Raw genomic sequence first — 20,018 nt, forward strand, 5'->3', positions numbered from 1 at the left:
ATGAATACCACGTCAACGAGGGCGAAGCCGCGCCCTTCAGGGTATTCACAGCTTTGTAACTCAGAGTGTCCCGAGTTGTCGGGTGCGCTCTTCAATGATGCTTCGTGGCTGAAAGTGCACGGAGCGGCACAGTGCTCTTTTTCAAATGGAGAAAGTTCAGTGAGAATCGTACGCACCTTTAGGAATTGGCTGGCAGTGATGGCCATTTGGGTCGTCGCTGTCGCGATTATGCCGCCGGCATACGGACAGACCGTGACCGGCTCTATCTACGGCACCATTAGCGACAATACGGGAGCGATTATCCCTGGCGCGGATGTCACAGTCAGAAATATCGACACCGGCCGAACGTTATCCACGAAGAGCAATGACTCCGGCGCGTTTGTCTTCCCCGTAGTTGATCCCGGCAACTACAGTGTATCGGCCTCGGTGACGGGCTTCGACCGCGTAACCCAGCAAGACCTTCGCCTCTCGGCCAATCAGAACATTAACGCCAGCTTCACATTGCATGCAGGATCCCTCGCTACGGAGGTTACCGTAGATGCTGGTACAACGCTCGTCGACACGCGCGAATCGCAGTTGGGAGAGACAATCGATCAGCGCCGCATTCAGGATCTGCCGTTGGTTGGTCGCAGCGCGTACGACCTGGTGCAAACCGTTACGGGCGTTACCAATTACTCGCCCGGCGCGACGATCGGTGACAACACCGGTACTCAATTCAGCGTAAACGGCCTTCGATCCAACCTTAACTCCTACTATCTCGATGGCGCCTACGATAATGTGTTTGCCCGTGGCGGCGGCAACCTGATGCCCAATCCCGATGCGCTCCAGGAGTTCCGTCTGATCACGACCAACTTCGATGCGGAGTTCGGACGGTATCCTGGCGGCGTAGTCAACGTCATCACCCGTTCCGGCACCAACCAGTTCCACGGTGTTGCGTATGACTATCTAAGGAACACGGTTCTCAACGCGCATAACTACTTTACTTCCGGCGTATCCCCGCTCGTCTACAACGTCTTCGGTGGTGCAATCGGCGGACCGGTGCTTCGCAATAAGGCATTCTTCTATACAACGTATGAGGGTACCAGGATCAGTTCTCCGACAATGGTCACCTCTTCCTCACTGGTGGTCCCAACTGAAGCGGAACGACAGGGCGACTTTTCAGCCGACTCAGCCCAGATCAAGGCATCCCTGAAGAACATCACCACGTGCGGCAATCGCTACGTTATCTGCTCCACGGCGTTGGATCCGGTCGTACAGAAGATGCTGGCCGTTGTTCCAGTCGGTGCACCAGCGACGTCCGCTACGCCCGGAGCGCCAGCCCAGCAAATGATGGGAAGTCCTACCAAACGAGATGAAGGCTCGGCTCGGCTCGACTACCAGTTGAATCAGGCGCACAAACTCCAGTTCACCTACTTCAACTCGCAAGGTACAGGCTACAATCTCACCGCCCAGGGGAATGGCATTCTCGCTTTTGGCGGGGATACGACCTATAGCGGCCAATATAACTATGTGCTTGGGGATACGTGGATCGTCTCGCCGAGAGCCGTCAACAGCTTGCGCATCTTCAACACTCTGAACAAGTCGATCATCGGAAACTCCGTCTCCGGCAATACCTGGGCGGACTTCGGAAGCTCCATCGGGCAAAATGCACCCTACAACGCTCAGCCGTTTATCAATATCACCGGATATTGGATCATGGGAACCGCAGGAAGCGGCCAATCAAATAACTCGCAGGGATCCTACGGCATTTTGGATACCCTAAACTATACGAAGGGCAATCACACGCTGAAGTTTGGCGGCTCCTACATCATGGACGTCTCGCGGTCGGATGGCCAGTTTCTGGTTGCCGGCAAGCTAGGCTTCACTGGTAGTACTACGGGCAATGCTCTTGCCGATTTTCTTGAAGGCCACGCGAACACCTTTCAGCAGAATAATGGAACCTCTTCCCGCCTCCATTCCCCGGACCCTTCACTCTTCATCCAGGACGATTGGCATATTAAGCCTCGCCTTACCCTAAACCTCGGACTTCGTTGGGAGGTCTATTATCCCTTCGCCGGGCAGAACAACCTTACTACGTTCCAGCAGGGAGTCCAGTCCACACGTTTCCCCAACGCTCCGCTGGGTGTACTTGTATCGGGCGATCCTGGCGTTCCAGACGGCATTCTTCATACCTCCTACACCAAGTTCGCTCCGCGCGTCGGTTTCGCCTATGACGTGTTCGGCAACGGTAGAACGTCACTGCGGGGAGGCTATGGCATCTTCTTTTCGGCCACCCAGGAGGACATCGTCGGCAACCTCCAGCAGCAGCCCTTTTCGCTTGTCATTACCATCAATAAGACTCCTAATCTCAATACGCCCTATGCTCCCGCCGCCGACCCATTCCCTTATAAGGTCGACCTGAAGAATCCAACCTTTATTCCCGGCGCCACGATGGCCGGCATGGCCCCCAACAACAGTGCTATCCCGTACCTCCAGCAATATAACCTTACGCTCGAGCAGCAGCTCGGAAACAACTGGAGTGCGCACGTCGCGTATGTCGGTAGTATGGGGCATCATTTCTACCTACTCCGCGATGAGAACTCCCCCGTCTACGCACCTGGTGCCTCCACCAGCTCGGCTGGCCTCAATGCACGTCGCCCAATTCAGCCGTATGCCGGAATCAGTCTCTGGGATACTTCAAGCAGCTCCGCATTCGACTCCTTCCAGGCGACCCTCACTCACCGCTTCACCCACGGATTTTCTCTGAATGGAAGCTACGTGTGGGAGAGAGCGTATGACAACACCTCTGGCGATCCAACCAGCACGACTGCGTTTCAACTCTCCAACCAGAACTGTGTTTCCTGTGACTGGGGTCTTTCCTCAATCGAGGTTCCACAACGCTTCGTCGTCTCTTACCTCTATGCCTTGCCGGGAGTTCATCGCTGGGGTCTGCTCGGCAAAGAAATCTTCAACGGATGGCAGATCAACGGCATCACAACGCTCTCTAGCGGATCTCCATTCAATGTTACTTCGGGCGTAGATAGCAATCTGGACGGTATTGCAACGGACCGACCGGACCGGGTTGGCGATCCAAACCTTGGCGGCGGACGCAGCCGGGCGAAAAAAATCGCGGAGTACTTCAACACCGCGGCCTTTGCAGCTCCCGCTGCGGGTACGCCTTACGGCAACTCGCCACGTAATCCGCTGATTGGTCCCGGCGAGGTCAACACGGATATCTCTGCATTCAAGCGATTCGCAATCTACGAAAACAGTGATCTGCTCTTCCGTGGAGAAGTCTTCAACGCGTTCAACAATGTGAACCTGAACAACCCGAATGGAACCCTCAGCAGTTCACAGTTCGGCAAGATCACGGGTGCGGGCGCCCCAAGAATCGTACAGCTTGCTTTGAAGTTGGAGTTTTAGCTGCACGGTTTCGCGGGAGAACCAGAAATGAATCTCTGCTTCTCCCGCACCGCACCTCCTGTGCTCTGTCAACCGCCGAAGGAATTCCAAACCACCGGCCCTCGAAAGGACAATCTGATGTCACGTACTCCTGCCTTAATTCTTCGGACTCTCACCATGACAGCCCTCATACCCGCCTTCGCCGGTGCCGCAGCTTATGCATGGGCAGGTCAGCAAACCAAGCACGCAAGCGCGACTGCCACGAAAGCCAGCCAACATTCCAACGCAACCGCGCCTGAATATCACATCTACAGGGGAAGCACGCACGCACACACAAGTTTCACCTGGTCACATGGGGAGCAGTGGGCCAAGAGCGGGTGCAAGGGAGTGCCTCTCTACGGTCCTGACCACAACGACCCTGATGTCCAGAGTTGGGCGCCGGAGGACCATCAGGCAGCCAGTGGTAAATGCCCTTCGATGATTATTATCGGATCAGCTCAGTATCCCGGACCATACAACCAGCTAAGGCCTGACTGGAAGCAGTATCAGGGGCCACCCTCCGTCCACTATGCGTTGGCGAAGGAAAATGGCTATGATTTCTATGCCGTCACCGATCACTCCCAGGACGCTGGCTTCCAGCCTGCGAGCCCGACGAACGCCACATGGATGAAAGCCAAGCGGCAGGCCGCCGAAGCAACCACCTCAGAGTTCGTCGCGATCGCCGGTTATGAGCACTCAGAGAACAATGGACCTAATGGCGTCGGACATATCAATGTCTTCAACAGCGCAGGGTACCTCAATGCCCTCGATCCCGGAGTCGATCTTCCTTATCTTTACAAATGGCTTAAGACAGCGAAATCCAATGGCGCCGGCCCTGTAGTCGCCAGTTTTAACCACCCCAGCGCCGACCAGTACAATAACTGGGCATATCGCGATCCCCAGATTACCGAAATCATCACGATGCTCGAGGTGATTAATTCCAATAACAAAATTCATGAACCTGCCTTTATCGCAGCTCTCGACAAAGGGTGGAAGGTCTCTCCTGTCGACGGGAACGACAACCACAACACCACGGGAATTGCACGCAATACCTCCCGTACGTTTGTCCTTGCCACCAGCCGAACCAAGGTTGCCATTCTCGACGCGATGAAACATCGTCGGACCTATGCATCGCTCGATAACAACATTCAGTGCCGCTATACGGTGAACGGTGCCATCATGGGCTCAACGCTCGCGCGGCCAGACAACTTCAAGTTCGATATCCGAATCAGCGATCCTGACACGAACCAGCCCAAGGACAAGATCACTAAAATCGAGATCGTGAAGGACCATGGAGAAGTCCTCAAGACCTTTGTCCCTGATACGCCTGACTACACCGTAAACTGGTCTCCCACCGTCACAGACTCTACGAGCAAGTACTTCTACATCCGCGTGTGGAACGCGGGTGGAGGCGATGCTCCAGGTGGTTCTCCCGAAAAACCAATCGCCTGGCTCGCGCCCGTATGGACTGGCCGCTGATGCTAATTGCGATCCTGCAGTCCAGTTCATGAAAATTCGATTTGAGTGTGAGAAGCATCCATGCCATCGTCAGGGAGTACCGATTGGTCCTCTATGGCGATGGCATGGTTTTGTCTGGCAAGCTCTAGTCGAGAAGAATCAATGAAGAAGTTGAAGAAGCGAAAGTTCTCTCTTCGTTGCAACACAGCTTAGCGTGAGTAACTGCCCCGCCTGAAGCCATTCCATAGAGCTGAGAGCTCCAGCAGAACATTAGGTAAGAGAGACGGGGGTCTCATTGGGAACCTCCACCCAGACGATTGCCCAATGGACTGCGGCACACGCATGATTTGTAATCCTCAGCATGCGAATGATTCATCCCGCATACATATCCAGGCCAGATCGCCTGTAATTGCTGCCGCTGTGCACCTGCAGACCAGTCGAGGATGTAATCCTGGCTAAACTGCGTTGTGCCACTTGAATCGGCCTCCAGGTTTGCAATCATCTTCCGCAGAGTCGCCGGGGTAAATCCCGTGTCTCCAGACCACTCTGAAAAGGTGTACTCCTTTGCCCAGCTTGAGCCCTCTGGATCGGGTGAGCTGATCACCGTAAAGTCCTCAAGCTCGGCAGTCTGCGGATCCAGCTTCGCAATGGTAAACGATGGATAGTTCCCGCCGATAGACGTAATGGACGGCACATTCTTCAACGGCACATCTCCTGCCGCGCCGGTCAGCAGCCTCAATTCATCCACGTGAGTGTGTCCGAAGATCCCCAGCTTCACAACATCGGCATTTCTCGCGATCGTGTCGCCCAGCAGATCCGTCGGCATATGCATTGCCGGTTTGCCTTCGGCAGTACATAGATTCATGTTCTTTTTCTGCTGTTGAAAGGTCGCGTAGGGAGCGACGCCCGGTGGAATATGTCCCATCACCCATACCCGCTCATGGTGCACTCGCGCATCATCGAGTTGAGTCTGCAGCCAGGCCATCTGGTTTTCGCCGGGCTCCGGATTTTTGTCACCTTTGCACGACTTATAGCCACCGGCCAGGAATGTATCGTCGACTACGATTATGCGTGTCTTTTTCATCGGCGGGGCCATCTTCACACTGTAGTATCCGCCTTGTCCGAAGCTCTCTGTTGCAGCCTTGGTCCAGGTAGGGCCTACACCATCCGCGGCTACGTGTGACAGTATCTTGAACCACTCCATGCCTGGATCCAGACGGTAATCGCCACAGGATGAATCGTTATTCCCCAGCGCGAGATAGAAGGTCGCGCCAGGAATGGAATGTTTGAACTGCAGCACTTCATACTCGATGGTCTTCGCCGTAAACACGGTGTACTGTTCGGGCGTAGCCCCCGGCAGCGTCTTCGCGAACATGCAATCGAAGCGATGTGCCAACAGGTCGCCGCTGATCGTGATAAAACTTGCTCCTGCGGCGTCGCGATGGATCGCGCGTATTGCCGAAGAAAATAGCGAGTATGGCGTGTCAATGCCGCGCAGCTTGCATGCCGTCCGCAATGCCTCGAAATCTTGGCTCTGGGTCGGAGAATCGGCGCTCGCGAAAATGGCCTCCCATCCGCTCGCCGGAGCAGCCTCCAACTGCTTCACCTTCGCCGGATCGTGAAATGGATTGAAGTGTGTATCGCTGATCATCAATGCAGACGGTGTGTTGTTTCCTTTAGCAGCCCATAACGGAGCCGCAATCGACCCCAGAAATCCCAGCACCATCAAAATATTCCGCACAACTATCCTCATCTCTATCCTCTTCAGGTATTTTGCGGCGAGGGTCTGTCGGAGACGGTCACCACGGAAATCTCACTTATTAGAAATGGGTAACGTTGATAGAACATTAGTAGGCAAAAAATCGTGAATGAGCATTTCACATCAGCATCAAGTAGCCACTGGGTCTGGAGAGGCTGGGCAGAGCGTGGGCGGCGCAGCTGATTCCGGCTGACCCACTCTGTCTGCCCCGGATGAACACAAATGATGTGGGATGGGGCGTCAGCAAATGCCTTTAGTAAGTTCATTCCTTCCGGGCAGGCGGGAATGGAAAGCCCTTCCCTGAGGGTGGTCTCCACTGCGATTCAAATTCACAGTGCGTCATCTGTCATTTCAAGCAAACCCTTCTTCCGGAAAATCTTTGTTCCTCCCGTTCATCGCAGAGCAAATGCAATGTACAGGCCACCCAAAGGCTTCTTGCTGGTCTGGCCGCCCCCTGCTGCGATCACGATGTATTGGCGGCCATCGATCATGTAGGTTGCCGGTGTAGCCAGCCCGGAGAAAGGCAGCGTCGTCTCCCACAACAGCTCTCCGGTGTGGCTGTCGTAAGCATGGAATTTCTGATCGAAGACCGTTGCTCCTATGAAGACAAGCCCCCCGGCTGTCACGATCGGCCCACCATAGTTATCAGAACCGGTCTTCGTCATCCCCTTCGCGAGAAGCTCTGGATACTCTCCAAACGGAATCTTCCAAAGATATTTGCCGCTGTTCATATCTATCGCGCTCAGTGTTCCCCAGGGCGTGGAGGTCGCCGGATAATCATCCGGATCAAGAAAGCGGCGAAATCCGATTGTCTTGTACGGCATGTCATCATCCGCTACGGGAGTGGGATTGTGGCTGGCTTCAGCTCTTGCCGGTTCATGGCCCGCGGGGTTCCGTCTTTGTTGTTGTGGCGCCCGCGTCAAGTAATGGACAAGCTCGACAACTTCCTTATCGTCCAGGCTGTTGAACGGCGGCATTCTGCCTTTACCTTGACGGATAGTGGCGGAAAGTTCTTCCTCCGTGAGGAGACCTTCAATCCCCTGGAGAGCCGGCACCGAAGGAGGACTTCCAGCACGATCGATCCCATGGCACACACTGCATTGGCTCTGGTAGATGCGCTCACCCGCGCTTCCTGGGGGCGTCGGAACAGTCAATCCAACCAGCCAGGCCGTATCATTTGCGTTGACATAGAGCACACCGTTTGCCCGGTCCACCGCCGGGCCGCCCCACTCCCCTCCCCCTGCAAAGCCGGGCATATCTATAGTTAGCTGGTCAACGCTGGGAGGCGTAAATTGCCCACCGGGCAGGAAACTCCGGAACTGTTTTAACGCCCACGCGTGGGCTTCAGGAGTACGCTCAGTCAGAGTCGCCTCGGTCACCTCTTGATGAGTGAATGGAGCCGGAAGCAACGGTAAGGGCTGAGTTGGTGAAGTCACTTCTCCTGGCACCGTACTCGACGGATAGCTGCTTTCGTGAATAGGGAAAAGCGGAGCACCCGTGTCCCTGTCGAACAGGAATACGAAACCAGACTTCGTGGTTTGCGCGATCGCGTCGACCGACTTCCCATTGCGGCGAACAGTCAATAAGGCCGGAGGAGCCGGAAAATCGCGATCCCACAAGTCATGGTGCACTCCCTGGAAATGCCATAGGCGCTTTCCCGTAGAAGCATCAAGAGCAAGTAAGGTATCCGCGAAGAGGTCGTTGCCAATCCGGTTCTTTCCATAGAAATCGAAGACAGCCGAACCCGTGGGTACATAGACGATTCCGCGTTTTGTATCGACTGCCATCCCGGCCCAGTTGTTTGCCGCGCCCGCTTTCTTCCAGGCATCCGCTGGCCAACTCTCATAGCCGAACTCCCCGGGATGGGGGATCGTATGAAAGGTCCAGCGAACGGTGCCGGTGTGCACATCGAAGGCTCGTATATCGCCAGGAGGCGACGGGTACGTCTCAGGGTTCTGGCCTCCGACGATGATGAGATCCTTATAAATCGCTCCGGGACTCGTGAGTTGGACCGATTGCGAGAGGTAGTCTTCTCCGCGAAGGCCCTTCCGAAGATCGACCTTACCGTTCTCCCCGAAGCTCAGGATTGGCTTACCATTCTTCGCATCAATTGCGTAGAGAAAGCTGCGGAAACCCGCGAAGATACGGCTGTCATTGCCATCCGACCAGAAAGAGACTCCTCGCGATCGTGCGATACCTGTGAGTCCGGAATCGAACTTCCAAAGTAGCTTTCCCGTCGCTGCGTCGAGAGCAATCACGTGATGCGTTGGCGTACACGCGTACAGGACACGACCGACAATAATGGGATTCACTTCGAGCCAGCCGGTCTCACCCGTATCGTAAGTCCACGCGGTCGTAAGCTGCTTCACGTTGCCACGATTGATCTGCGAAAGAGTCGAATAGTGGTCTTGCTCGTTGCTACCCCCATAGACCGGCCAATCTTTATCGACCTGACGCTTCCCGGCCTGCTGGGCTATTCCGTAGTGCCCGAGACACAGGCTCAGCCCTAGAACTGTCACTAAAGCTGCCCCAAATCTCCCCATTCCAATCTCAATCCTTTGAAATAGATTCGTGATAATTGCGCGTCACTATGATCTAGCTTCGGCTTCCGCTCGATTGTTGAGTGCCTTCATATACGCGAAGCCATATGCCTGTTCCGTGAAATGCCCACCTACAACCGTCGGAGTGTGATCGAGAATGATGATCCCATCGAAATTGACCTCGCGAGCGGCCTTCATAATTTGGTACATATCGTAGTACCCGTTATCCATAAAAGTCTCTACAAAATGCGGTAACGGAGCGCTTACATTTCGGAAATGCAGCTTCCATATCTTCGCTGCGCCAAAGTAGCGAATCATCTCCGCCGGATCCTTCTGCATCAGTTGCCGGCCCCCTTCGTTCCAGCACCCACAACACAAGCAGATCCCCACATTCGGGCTAGATTCAAATGCGATGGGTAACTGCAAAACAACAGCTTCAATCGGCAGGGAGTGCCTGGCTGATTGGGAAGCAAAATGGGAACAAACAAGCTCGAAATACCCGTGGGGTTCATCTGGCGGTACTATCCTTTCAGGATGCCGGACCAGAGCCAAGCCGCGGGCCAGATTGTCCTCTCCGGGACGATCCACATCCTGCTCCAGTTCGACGTCTGCGAAGAGATTCGCCTGGACCGCCTCCGCGATCTTCTAAGCGCTCCCACTCTTCAGCAGCCAGCCCTCAAGCACCCCGCGCCCGGATACGTTCGTTACAAGCGACCTCCAGTCGTTGAACCGACCGAGCCTCTCGTTCTGGAGGGCGGAGAACGGCTCGAAGGCGAGATCAAGTACTACGACTACGGTGTCGTCAGCGTTCTCCTGCACCTGACATTCTCCGATTCGTGGGAGACTCTCATCGCGCTTGCAAGCCGCTGGGCCTGGGAGATTGACTTCGCATCTCATGCCTCGGACATCGTTCGTCGACGTCTTCACCTTGCCGCCTCCGCGCTGGTAAAGCCCTACACCGATTGGCTCTCTGAGGATTACCTCATCGTTCACATCCACCACATTACCGGCTCTCTCGATGCGCCCGATCTTATCGCCCGTTACGGTTCACAGATTGCTCAGGTCGTTCGCGGAGACACTCTGGCTCTCTCCAGCCACGAGCGTCAGGAGGTCCTCCAATCCACCATCTCCTACTACCCCACCGATCTGGCAGTAATCGGCTGGAACGCGGCCTTTCTGTACGACACACCCGCCGGAGCCGAAGCCGCCATCCAGTTGCTCGAATATGCCAACTCTCAGCTTCTCGAGTTCCGCCATTACGACGACCTCTTGACCAAGGTTCTGGATACGGTCTATGACTCATTCGAGCAGCGCACTGGGATCTTCAGCGGGTTCCGTCGCGCCGGCTCGGCAAACCGTCTTCATACCGTCCTTCTTGAGGTAATGGAGTTGACCGAGCACGCTGACAACGCCATCAAGTTCCTCAGCGACATGTTCGCCGCGCGGCTCTACCGTCTCGCTGCCGCAAAGGTGGGAGTTCCCGACTACAAAGATCTCGTCCAGCAGAAGATCGATACCGCCGAAGATCTCTATCGCTTCATGGTGGACCAGTTCAATCAGAGCCGGGCGTTCTTCCTCGAGTTCACTGTCGTGGTCATCCTCATCATTGAGCTCATATATCTCTTCCGCGGCAAAGGGTTCTGAGCAGAACAGCCTCCCCTCGCTTCGCTCTACTGATTTCGTTTCGTTCTACTGATTCAGATACACCGGGTTCCCAAGGATCAGCAGTCGTCCATTCTCTCCTCGAACATTCACAGCCACCCAGTGCCTCTTGCCGTCTACGGTCTCATCAAACTCTCGCGTCTCGCTGCTGCCTTTTATCCCATCGCCCAGTGGCTTCGCTACCCCATCCATCACTTCTTCCGCATGGGCTCCTGCAAGATTCGTGACCGTTAGCGCGAAATGAACCTTCGTTCCCGCAGCCGCTTTCATAGCGTCACCCATCATCACCTTCTGCGCCCCGTCTTCGGCCGTAAAGCTGATTGCGCGATCTCGCGACCCCTGCAGATCGACAAACACATGTCCCGCGCGAATCCCCTTCAGCACAGCCTCCTCGGAAAGATTCTCTGCATAGACGACCGTCGTGGGCAGTCCAATCGCCGACTCGTGTTCAGGATCATAGGAAGCGTTATGGTTATCGCTCCCCCCGATCGCAGTAATGCGGAAGCCTTCGTTCAGACGTCTCTGCCAGAACGGAATTCCTGACTGGGGACCATCCATCGATCCTCCATTCACGGCCTCGATCACGTGCACCCTGCTGTAATCCGTATCCTTCACCGACCATCCACACCCCATGCACTCCGCGCCCGTCGGCGATCCCGGATGATTGATGGAAAGGAGCGCATGCTTCTTCTCGACCTCATTCGCCAGGTCCTCGAAGGTCGGTACATGCTTGCTCGTCAGTCGGAAATCGATAAATTCGGTAGTCCCAAAGACATTTGCATGTCCATCAAAGGTCGTAATCTCCCGCCCCGGAATGAGCAGCATGCGATCGAAGTAAGGAGCCAGTTCGCGCATCTCGTCGAACTGAGAGATGGTGTTGTGATCGGTGATCGCAATAAAATCCAGTCCGCGAGCACGCGCTGCTTCCACCGTTTTGAATAATGGGCACGGAACCTTCTTCCCCGCTTCGCTCGTGCAGCTTCCATCGCTGTGTGCATCATGCATATGCAGGTCGCCGCGGAACCAGGCAGGTCCGCCGCGAACCGGTTCAGGGACAGCTTCTGCACCAAACGTTGAAGCGCCAATCCTGTCTCCCTCGCGCCCGAAATATACCTTTGCTATATAGCTCGATGTCACGCCGTCCGGCATGCTGGGCACGCCGAGCAGTAAGTTCCACACCCCCGGCTTGATCGGCCCCGGAAGATATGACGGAGTGGCATCCGCTTCGGAGACCGTGAACGCACTCTTGTTCCCTCCACTCCATCCACGGAACCTCTCGCTGTCCAGAAGCCCAAGATCGAGCGTCGCCTTCTTATCGTGACCCGTGTAGTGAAAATCCACGCTCACGCGCACGACACCAGCTGGGACCGTAAATGGAACCTCCACATAGCTCTCACGGCTGGCCTGGGTAATCGTTCCTCGCAGCACGAGATCAGGCTTGCGTTCCTGTGCGCTCACTCCCGACGTCCACAGCATCCCAAACAATGCCAAAGAAACCATCACGCTGCGCGAAAACCATCTGCCCATTCCATCATCCATCAGATCTCTCAACTTCCTTTCACAGCGCCAAATACAACCAACCTAACACCGCGTGCTTTCCTTGGCATTACCCGGCCCGGTTTACTCTTGCGGCATCTCCCGTGGTAAACATGTTGACGGCCTGGAGTAGCCAAGCTCCCGTCCTACATAAGGACTCCGCATGAAACGGTTTTTGCTCGCCGCCGCACTTTGCAGCCTGTTCGCCACCCTTCCCGCTCTGTGCGCTTTGCAGTCTGGCCCGCAACACGACCGGCCGCAGGAAGGAGGTCAGGCTCCAGCATCTGGCGGAGTCAACACCGGTGGAACGCACGAGGCAGTCTACGATGCCGAGCATCGCCCCATCACCGCTGGAGGCTTTGTCAAAAGCGGCCCTATGGTCTTCGAAGACGCCACGCAGAAATCGGGTCTCGCAACATGGACCCACACCATGGGAACACCGCAGAAGCACTTTATCCTTGAGGCCAATGGCTCCGGCGTCGCTCTGATCGACTACGACAACGATGGCTGGCTCGACATCTACCTCGTCAACGGCTCCACCTTCGACGCGCTCTCCGGCAAAGCTCCTGCGCCAAAGGCGGCGCTGTTTCACAACAATCACGATGGAACCTTCACCAACGTCGCCGACAAAGCCGGCGTCACCAACCAGCGATGGGGCTTTGGGGCCGCGGTCGCCGACTACGATAACGACGGCTGGCCAGACATCTACGTCTCCAACTTCGGCAAAAATCGGCTCTATCACAACAATCATGACGGAACCTTCACCGATGTCGCAGAGAAGGCCAACGTCACCCTCGGCAACTGGTCGACAGGGGCAACCTGGGGCGACTACGACGGCGACGGCAGACTCGATCTCTTCGTGGCAGGTTATGTTCATTACGACATTGCTTCCGCGCCTGCTCCGGACAAAAAAGAGAGTCCCAATGCCTTCTGCCAGTTCCGCGGCCAGGACGTCATGTGTGGTCCGCGCGGACTGAAGGGCGAGCCCGACCACCTCTTTCACAACAACGGCGACGGAACCTTCACCGATGTCAGCGAGAAAGCAGGGGTCGCCGACACGGCTGGCTACTACGGACTCACCTCTGCCTTCGTCGATCTCAACAACGACGGCAAGGTGGACCTTGTCATCGCGAACGACTCAACCCCAAACTACCTCTATCTCAACAAAGGCGATGGCACCTTCGAAGACATAAGCTACGCATCCGGCTACGCTCTCAACGAAGGCGGCCGCGAAACCGCTTCGATGGGTATCGCTATAGGCGACTTCCGCAACACCGGTCTTCTCGATCTCTACAACACCACCTTCTCCGACGACTACAACCCCTTTTATCGCAACGATGGAAACGCCAACTTCACCGATGTCAGCTACCAACTCGGTCTCGCAGAGCCGACGGTTCCCTTCCTCGGCTGGGGCAATGCGGCGATCGACTATGACAACGATGGCTGGAAAGATCTGATCAGCGCGAACGGTCACGTCTATCCCATCGTGGATCAGATGCCCTGGGGCACAAGCTACGCGGAACGCCCCACGCTCTTCCATAATCTCGAAGGGAAGAAATTCGATCCCGTCCCCGCGGTCCAAGGCTCAGGGCTCGCCCGCGTTGTCGCCGGACACGGCCTCGCCGCTGGCGACCTCTTCAACGACGGCAAACTCGACGTGGTCATCAATGTCATCGATTCCCACCCGCTGCTTCTTCGCAACGTCTCTGCCGACAAGCACCACTGGATTGAGCTCAAGCTGATTGGCGGTCCAAAAAGCCCCCGCGACGCCATCGGAGCTACCGTCTATCTCACCTCTGCCGGCAAAAAGCAGCGCGGCGACGTCATCTCCGGTGCAAGCTACGCCTCGACCCACGATCCCCGCATCCACTTCGGCCTGGGCGACTCAACCACCATCGATTCCATCGAGGTGCACTGGCCCAGCGGCACGGTAGAAAAGTTCACGGCTCCCAAGCCCGATCAGATCCTCACCTTGACCGAGGGTCAGGGCTCCCGTCCCTGAACATCACCTCAACCTTTTGATGGATGGCCAACTCGGCCTGCAGTTCAATAAAATCAGCGCGCGATGAAATCCAGCTTCCTGCCCCGGCGAATCGGCCGCCTGCTTGTTGCCACCCTTTTGGGCACCAGCGCCGCGTGTTTCATCGCCGCTCTTCACACCTCGACCGCGTACGCCACGAATGAATCTCCGCAGACGACGCAGCGTCACGCCTACTCCCAGTCCACCGCCGAGCACTACAGCTATCGGTTCGGCGCCGGTCAGCCCTTCCTTCCTTCGTTCGCCGCAACCGGCAACGGGGAGTTCATCGATCCCAAATCTTTCCCCACTGCAAAGTACTGCGGCCATTGCCATCAGCAGGCGCACGACGAGTGGCGGCAGTCTGCTCACGCAAACTCCTTCCGTACCCCCTGGTACACACGCAACGTCAATCTGCTGACACAAGAGAAAGGCGTTGAGTTCACCCGCCACTGCGAGGGTTGCCACAATCCCACCGCTTTGGTCTCGGGCGCGCTGACCAAGGGCTCCACCGTCGATCGCAAATTCGACGAGGACGGCGTCACCTGCTCGGTGTGCCATTCCATTCAGAAGACCGATACCCGTGGCACAGGAAGCTACGTGCTCGGACAGCCTGCCGTGCTGGTTGATGAGAATGGCGAGCCCATCTACGGCGAGGTCTCCGACAAAGCCATCCTCACGCACCTAGACCGGCACTCCCAAGCCGTCATGAAGGACTTCTACCGCACCAGCGAATACTGCTCAGCCTGCCATAAAGCCGCTCTGCCGAAGCAACTCAACGACTACAAGTGGCAGCGCGCCATCTTCCTCTATGACGAGTGGCAACAGTCCAGCTTCTCCAAACAATCACCGCTGCCCTTCTACACCAAGGACACAGTTTCAAACTGCCAGACCTGCCACATGCGCCGGGAAGAACTCTCCCTTCCCGATCCCGGCGCGAAGGACGGCAAACTTGCAAGTCACCGCTGGATCGGTGCCAACACCATCATGGCGAAGTTCTACAACTACGACGTGCAGTTCGAAAAGACTGTCGCCTTCCTGCGCGACAACGTCTTCAACATCGACATCTTCGGTATCGAGAAGAATGGCGGCAGCATGACAGCCCCGCTGGGCACCACTCCTGTCACCCTCAAAGCCGGAGATACGGTCACCATCTCCACCATCATTCAGAACAAGGGAATCGCACACAGCCACGTCCCCGAGCAGAGAGACATGTATGAAAGCTGGGTAGAGTTCGAAGCCAAAGACGCCTCTGGGCACGTCCTCTCGCACTCCGGTGCCCTCCAGGCCAATGGCGAGATCGATCCTCGTGCGCACAACTTCACCAACCGGCTGGTCAACATCAGGGGCGGACTCAACGATCTCCATCAGGTCTGGGACACTCGCGTCGCCGCCTATAACAACACCATTCCCTCGGGCCGTTCCCAGATCGTTCGCTACCAGTTCCGCATCCCCGCTGGATCCAGAGGACCCATCTCCATCACCACACGCGTAAACTACCGGCGCTTCGATCAGCACTTCATCGACTTCGCCATGCAGAAGCAGCACTACGTTCAACCGGTAGTCGTGATGGCCTCCCGCACCCGCACCTTCCAGCTAGGAGACAATCCTGCAGCAGCCCCCGATCCTGCCGACAATCCCCTGTGGATGCGCTGGAACAACTACGGAATCGCCATGCTCGATGCACAGCAGTACGCCGAGAGCGTACGTGCCTTCGAGCAGGTAGCTGCGCTGCGGCCCGACTATCCGGATGCCTTCACCAACGTCGCCATAGCCAACTTTCAGTGGCAGCGCTACGACGATTCGCGCACCAGCCTCAATAAAGCTCTCGCTCTCAATCCCCACAGCGCCCGTGCACTCTACTATCTTGCCCTCGTGGAGCGAAACCAGGGCAATCTCGATGCCGCGATAGCGAACCTCCGCGAAGTCGCCGTGCAGTTCCCACGCTCTCGCGATGCGCACCGCGAGCTTGGCTTCTCCTACTACCAGCAACACAAGTACGACGAAGCCCGCGCGGAATACGAGAACGTTCAGGGTATCGATCCCGACGATCTCGCGGCCCACTACATTCTCTCCATCGTCTACCGCCGCCTCGGCATGAACGATAGAGCCGCCCACGAGGCAGCCATGTTCGCAGATCAGAAGGACGATCCTACAGCCAGTACCTATGCGCTTGAATACCTGCGCAAGCACACCGAGGTGGCCAACGAAACGGTGCCCTGGCATACACACTCCGACCTGCCGGTGCAGCCCTCCACCGCCAAACGGGATGGAACCCCCGCTCAATGAAGCTCCACGTCTTCGCGTTCGGTCTCTCTCTCTCAACAGCGTTCGCTGTGTGCCAGCAGGAGACACCTCCGGCGCAGGCGAGCAGCGATCCCGCCACTCGCGGAGCTCATGCCTTCCTCGACAATGGATGTCCCCAGTGCCACTCCGTCCATCATCACGGCGGCACCAAGGGACCTGACCTCTCCGACGCGGGTCACCGGCTCACCCGGGATCAAATCCGTAACCAGATTCTCAAGGGCGGCAAGCAGATGCCCGCCTTCGGTCAGATCCTCCAGGGCTCAGAGGTGAACGATCTGGTCGCGTATGTTAGTTCGCTAAAAGATGGTGATGAGAAGATAAATGAGAAACAGTAGCAGCGAGATTTCAGAAGACCGGGGAAGATAAAACCACTACCATTCCCTACAGCCAGAACATGAGGTCTTCCTTCCATCGCGCACGCTTTCTCCTTCCGATCTTGCTGCTGGTTCTCGTCTCCACCTTCGCCGCGGCACAATCCTCTTCCAACCTCAGCCATCAGGCCTGGACGACGGAGAATGGGCTTCCACAGAACAGCGTGCACGCAATCTTTCAGTCCCGCGACGGCTATCTCTGGATCGGCACCGAGGGTGGAATCGTTCGCTCCAATGCCGTCGAATTCAAAACCTTCCAGCACGAGAACACTCCGGCCATCACCAGCAATGACATCTGCTGCTTCGCGCAGGGCTCCGAAGACAGCACGGTGTGGATAGGGACAGCCGACGGCATCCTCCGCTACAGCGGCCACTCGTTTCAGCGCTACAGCACCGCCGAGGGCCTTCCCTCTCCAGACGTGCTCTCCATGGCATCCGTAAACGACTCCATCTACGCCTTGACCGGCGCGGGTTTAGCGAGCTTCGACGGCAATCGCTTCTCTGCTATAAAGACCCCTTCTGCGCCGACAGCTATCTCCGCTTCGGGCGACAGCCTCCTCATCGCAACGCCCGCAGGTCTCTTGCAATATCGCGGCAACGCTCTCAGCCCGGCGTACCAGCAGTTGATGCCCGCAAACCAGCCCATTCGCGCCTTCGGTTATCTCCCAGATCACTCCGTCTGGGAGCGTACCGCAACCGAGCTCACCTTCACCGCCAACGGAAACCCCAGGACGATCGGCCCATCCGCGCTCAATGGCGCGCATATCCAATCCTTTCTTCCAAGTTTCCAGGGAGGGATGTGGATCGGCACCAATCATGGCCTCTATCGGATGGACGATCTCCTCTCCACTCCGCGGATGGAACCAGACCTCAACACTGACAACATCCTCTCACTGCGCGAAGATGCGGAAGGTGACCTTTGGGTCGGGACTGAGAGCAGCGGGCTGCACGTCCTTCGTCACCGCAACTTCCATACCCTGCCTGGCAGCGGCGAGAACATGGTCACCGCGATCACGCAGACCACCGATGGCTCCGTCTGGGTCGGCTCCAACGGCGATGGGCTCAATCGCTGGCTCTCCGGAACCAAACATACCTTCTCCACGCGCGAAGGTCTTATCAGCGACGTTATCCTCTCTCTCGCTCCCGGACCCCAGGAAGATCTCTGGGTTGGAACCGCGGATGGCCTCAATCACATCATCGCCGGGCGCATCACGTCCATGACCTCTGCCGATGGACTGCCGGACGATTTCGTACGTTCTCTTCTTCTCGACACGGATGGCAGCCTCTGGATAGGCACCCGCAGAGGACTCGCTCATCTCAATGGCGGAAAAATCAGCACCGTCACGCAGGCCAACGGCCTCGGCAGCGATCTGATCGGCGCGCTCGTCCGGCCCATGGGCTCTACCGATCTCTGGATCGCCACGCTCAACGGGCTCTCCGTCCTTCATCAGGATGGATCCATCCACACCTACACCACTAAGGACGGTCTGTCAGGCAACACCATTACGGCCCTGTTCTCCGATACCCAGGGAAATCTCTGGATCGGCACACGGGGCAATGGCCTCTCCGTCCGCACCGTCGAGGGTCGCTTCATCGCCGTGCGCCGTACCGACTTCCCCGAAACCATCGACTCCATCGTCGGCGACAATCGTGGCTCTCTCTGGCTGGGCTCTGCCCACGGCATTCTTCGTACCCGCGTCTACGAGATGATCGCCTGCGCCTCCGCGGCTTCCTGCACGCTGCACATCAACCGCTACGGCACCTCCGACGGCATGCCCACCGAAGAGATCTCGGCCATCGGTCACCCCTCCGTCTGGAAGACCGCCGAAGGCTCGCTCTGGTTCGCCACCCGCAAGGGGGTCGCCATCGTCGATCCCGGCAACCTCTTCCTCAATCGCGTGCCGCCTCCCGTCGCCATCGAGCGCTTCACCGTCGATGACGTTGAGCAACCGAGCGGCATCACCATCGGGCCCGGTCACAACCGCTTCGCCTTCCAATACGCCGCACTCAGCTTCGTCGCTCCGTCTCGCGTTCAATATCGCTATCGGCTTGATGGCTTCGATACTCACTGGATAGAACCCGGACCGCGGCGCACCGCGTACTACACTAATCTTCCGCCGGGCAAATATCGTTTCGTCGTCCAGGCAGCCAACAACGACGGCGTCTGGAACGAGCGTGGAACAGCAGTAGCCTTTACCATTCGGCCTCCCTTCTATCGCACCTTCTGGTTTATCTTCCTTGCAACTTTTCTTACGGGTCTCATCGTCTTCGTCCTCTATCGCCTGCGCCTGCGCCGCCTCCGATCGCAGTTCAACGTTGTGCTCGCAGAGCGCACGCGCGTCGCACGCGAGATCCACGACACCCTCGCCCAGAGCTTCGTTGGAGTCTCCGTTCAGCTTGAGCTCGCCAACCAGCTCCTCGCGCACGAACAGGTCGACGCCGCTCGTCAGCAGATTGACCAGACCCGCGCCTATGTTCGCGAAGGCATCGATGAGGCCCGGCGCAGCATCTGGGATCTCCGTGCCGCAAGCTCCCAGAACACTCTGCCCACACGGATCTCTCACCTCGCAGAGAAGACCAGCTCGCACTCATTACCGGTGCAGGTCCAGATCGGCGGAACCTATCGTGCACTCGACGCCTCCCTCGAAAACGAGGTGCTTCGCATCGCCCAGGAGGCTCTCGCCAATGTCGTTCGTCATGCCGAGGCCACATCTGCTGCGATAAGCCTCAACTACGAGCCCGGCGAGCTTCAACTCACGGTCGTCGACAACGGACACGGCTTCTCCTCCAACGGCACGCAAAGATCCTCTACAAACGGACACTTCGGTCTTCAGGGGATGCGCGAACGCGCCCATAACATCGGTGGCAAACTCTCCGTCATCAGTTCCCCCGGGAATGGAACCCGGATCACCCTCACTGTACCTCTGGCAACACAGAAAGGTTGATGC

At 57.0% G+C, this 20,018-nt stretch carries 11 protein-coding genes; 7 read left to right on the forward strand and 4 right to left on the reverse strand.

The genetic code is table 11. The annotated features are described in order from the left end of the window. Positions 1-159 precede the first annotated feature (159 nt). Both JAO29_RS00310 and JAO29_RS00315 read left to right on the forward strand, forming a co-directional pair. On the forward strand, positions 160-3,402 hold the full coding sequence (locus JAO29_RS00310; protein WP_334266172.1) for a TonB-dependent receptor: 3,243 nt from the start codon (positions 160-162) through the stop codon (positions 3,400-3,402). Positions 3,403-3,519: 117 nt separating this feature from the next. Beyond that, positions 3,520-4,899, forward strand: coding sequence for a hypothetical protein (locus tag JAO29_RS00315; protein ID WP_334266173.1), 1,380 nt, complete (start codon positions 3,520-3,522; stop codon positions 4,897-4,899). Between the two features lie 271 nt (positions 4,900-5,170). On the opposite strand, the gene JAO29_RS00320 is transcribed toward JAO29_RS00315, so the two are convergent. From JAO29_RS00320 to JAO29_RS00330, 3 genes are all read right to left on the reverse strand, one after another. After that, positions 5,171-6,631: a metallophosphoesterase gene (locus tag JAO29_RS00320; RefSeq protein ID WP_334266174.1), complete on the reverse strand. Its 1,461-nt coding sequence runs from the start codon at positions 6,629-6,631 to the stop codon at positions 5,171-5,173. 398 nt (positions 6,632-7,029) lie between these two features. Then, positions 7,030-9,156: an outer membrane protein assembly factor BamB family protein gene (locus JAO29_RS00325; RefSeq protein WP_334266175.1), complete on the reverse strand. Its 2,127-nt coding sequence runs from the start codon at positions 9,154-9,156 to the stop codon at positions 7,030-7,032. 69 nt (positions 9,157-9,225) lie between these two features. Further along, the gene (locus JAO29_RS00330; protein ID WP_334266176.1) at positions 9,226-9,765 is read right to left on the reverse strand and encodes a mannonate dehydratase; all 540 of its coding nucleotides are present in this window, start codon (positions 9,763-9,765) and stop codon (positions 9,226-9,228) included. On the opposite strand from JAO29_RS00330, the gene JAO29_RS00335 reads away from it, so the two are divergent. Then, positions 9,652-10,821, forward strand: a complete 1,170-nt coding sequence (locus JAO29_RS00335; protein ID WP_334266177.1) for a hypothetical protein — start codon at positions 9,652-9,654, stop codon at positions 10,819-10,821. The genes JAO29_RS00330 and JAO29_RS00335 overlap by 114 nt on opposite strands. A gap of 45 nt (positions 10,822-10,866) precedes the next feature. On the opposite strand, the gene JAO29_RS00340 is transcribed toward JAO29_RS00335, so the two are convergent. Next, positions 10,867-12,366 carry a CehA/McbA family metallohydrolase gene (locus JAO29_RS00340; RefSeq protein ID WP_334266178.1) on the reverse strand — a complete coding sequence of 500 codons (1,500 nt, stop codon included), beginning with the start codon at positions 12,364-12,366 and terminating at the stop codon, positions 10,867-10,869. A gap of 172 nt (positions 12,367-12,538) precedes the next feature. Between JAO29_RS00340 and JAO29_RS00345 the strand changes: the two genes are divergently transcribed. The 4 genes from JAO29_RS00345 (at position 12,539) to JAO29_RS00360 (ending at position 20,015) form a co-directional block, all read left to right on the forward strand. Next, positions 12,539-14,377 carry a CRTAC1 family protein gene (locus JAO29_RS00345; RefSeq protein ID WP_334266179.1) on the forward strand — a complete coding sequence of 613 codons (1,839 nt, stop codon included), beginning with the start codon at positions 12,539-12,541 and terminating at the stop codon, positions 14,375-14,377. 63 nt (positions 14,378-14,440) lie between these two features. Then, positions 14,441-16,681 (forward strand): tetratricopeptide repeat protein, encoded by a 2,241-nt coding sequence (locus JAO29_RS00350; RefSeq protein ID WP_334266180.1) that lies wholly within the window; start codon positions 14,441-14,443, stop codon positions 16,679-16,681. After that, positions 16,678-17,034, forward strand: a complete 357-nt coding sequence (locus JAO29_RS00355) for a c-type cytochrome (protein ID WP_334266181.1) — start codon at positions 16,678-16,680, stop codon at positions 17,032-17,034. The genes JAO29_RS00350 and JAO29_RS00355 overlap by 4 nt, the downstream gene beginning before the upstream one ends. 59 nt (positions 17,035-17,093) lie before the next feature. Continuing rightward, positions 17,094-20,015 carry a sensor histidine kinase gene (locus JAO29_RS00360; protein ID WP_334266182.1) on the forward strand — a complete coding sequence of 974 codons (2,922 nt, stop codon included), beginning with the start codon at positions 17,094-17,096 and terminating at the stop codon, positions 20,013-20,015. Positions 20,016-20,018: the final 3 nt, after the last annotated feature.

The sequence above is a fragment of the Edaphobacter sp. HDX4 genome (assembly GCF_036877565.1).
In the GTDB taxonomy this organism is placed as follows: Bacteria; Acidobacteriota; Terriglobia; order Terriglobales; family Acidobacteriaceae; genus Edaphobacter.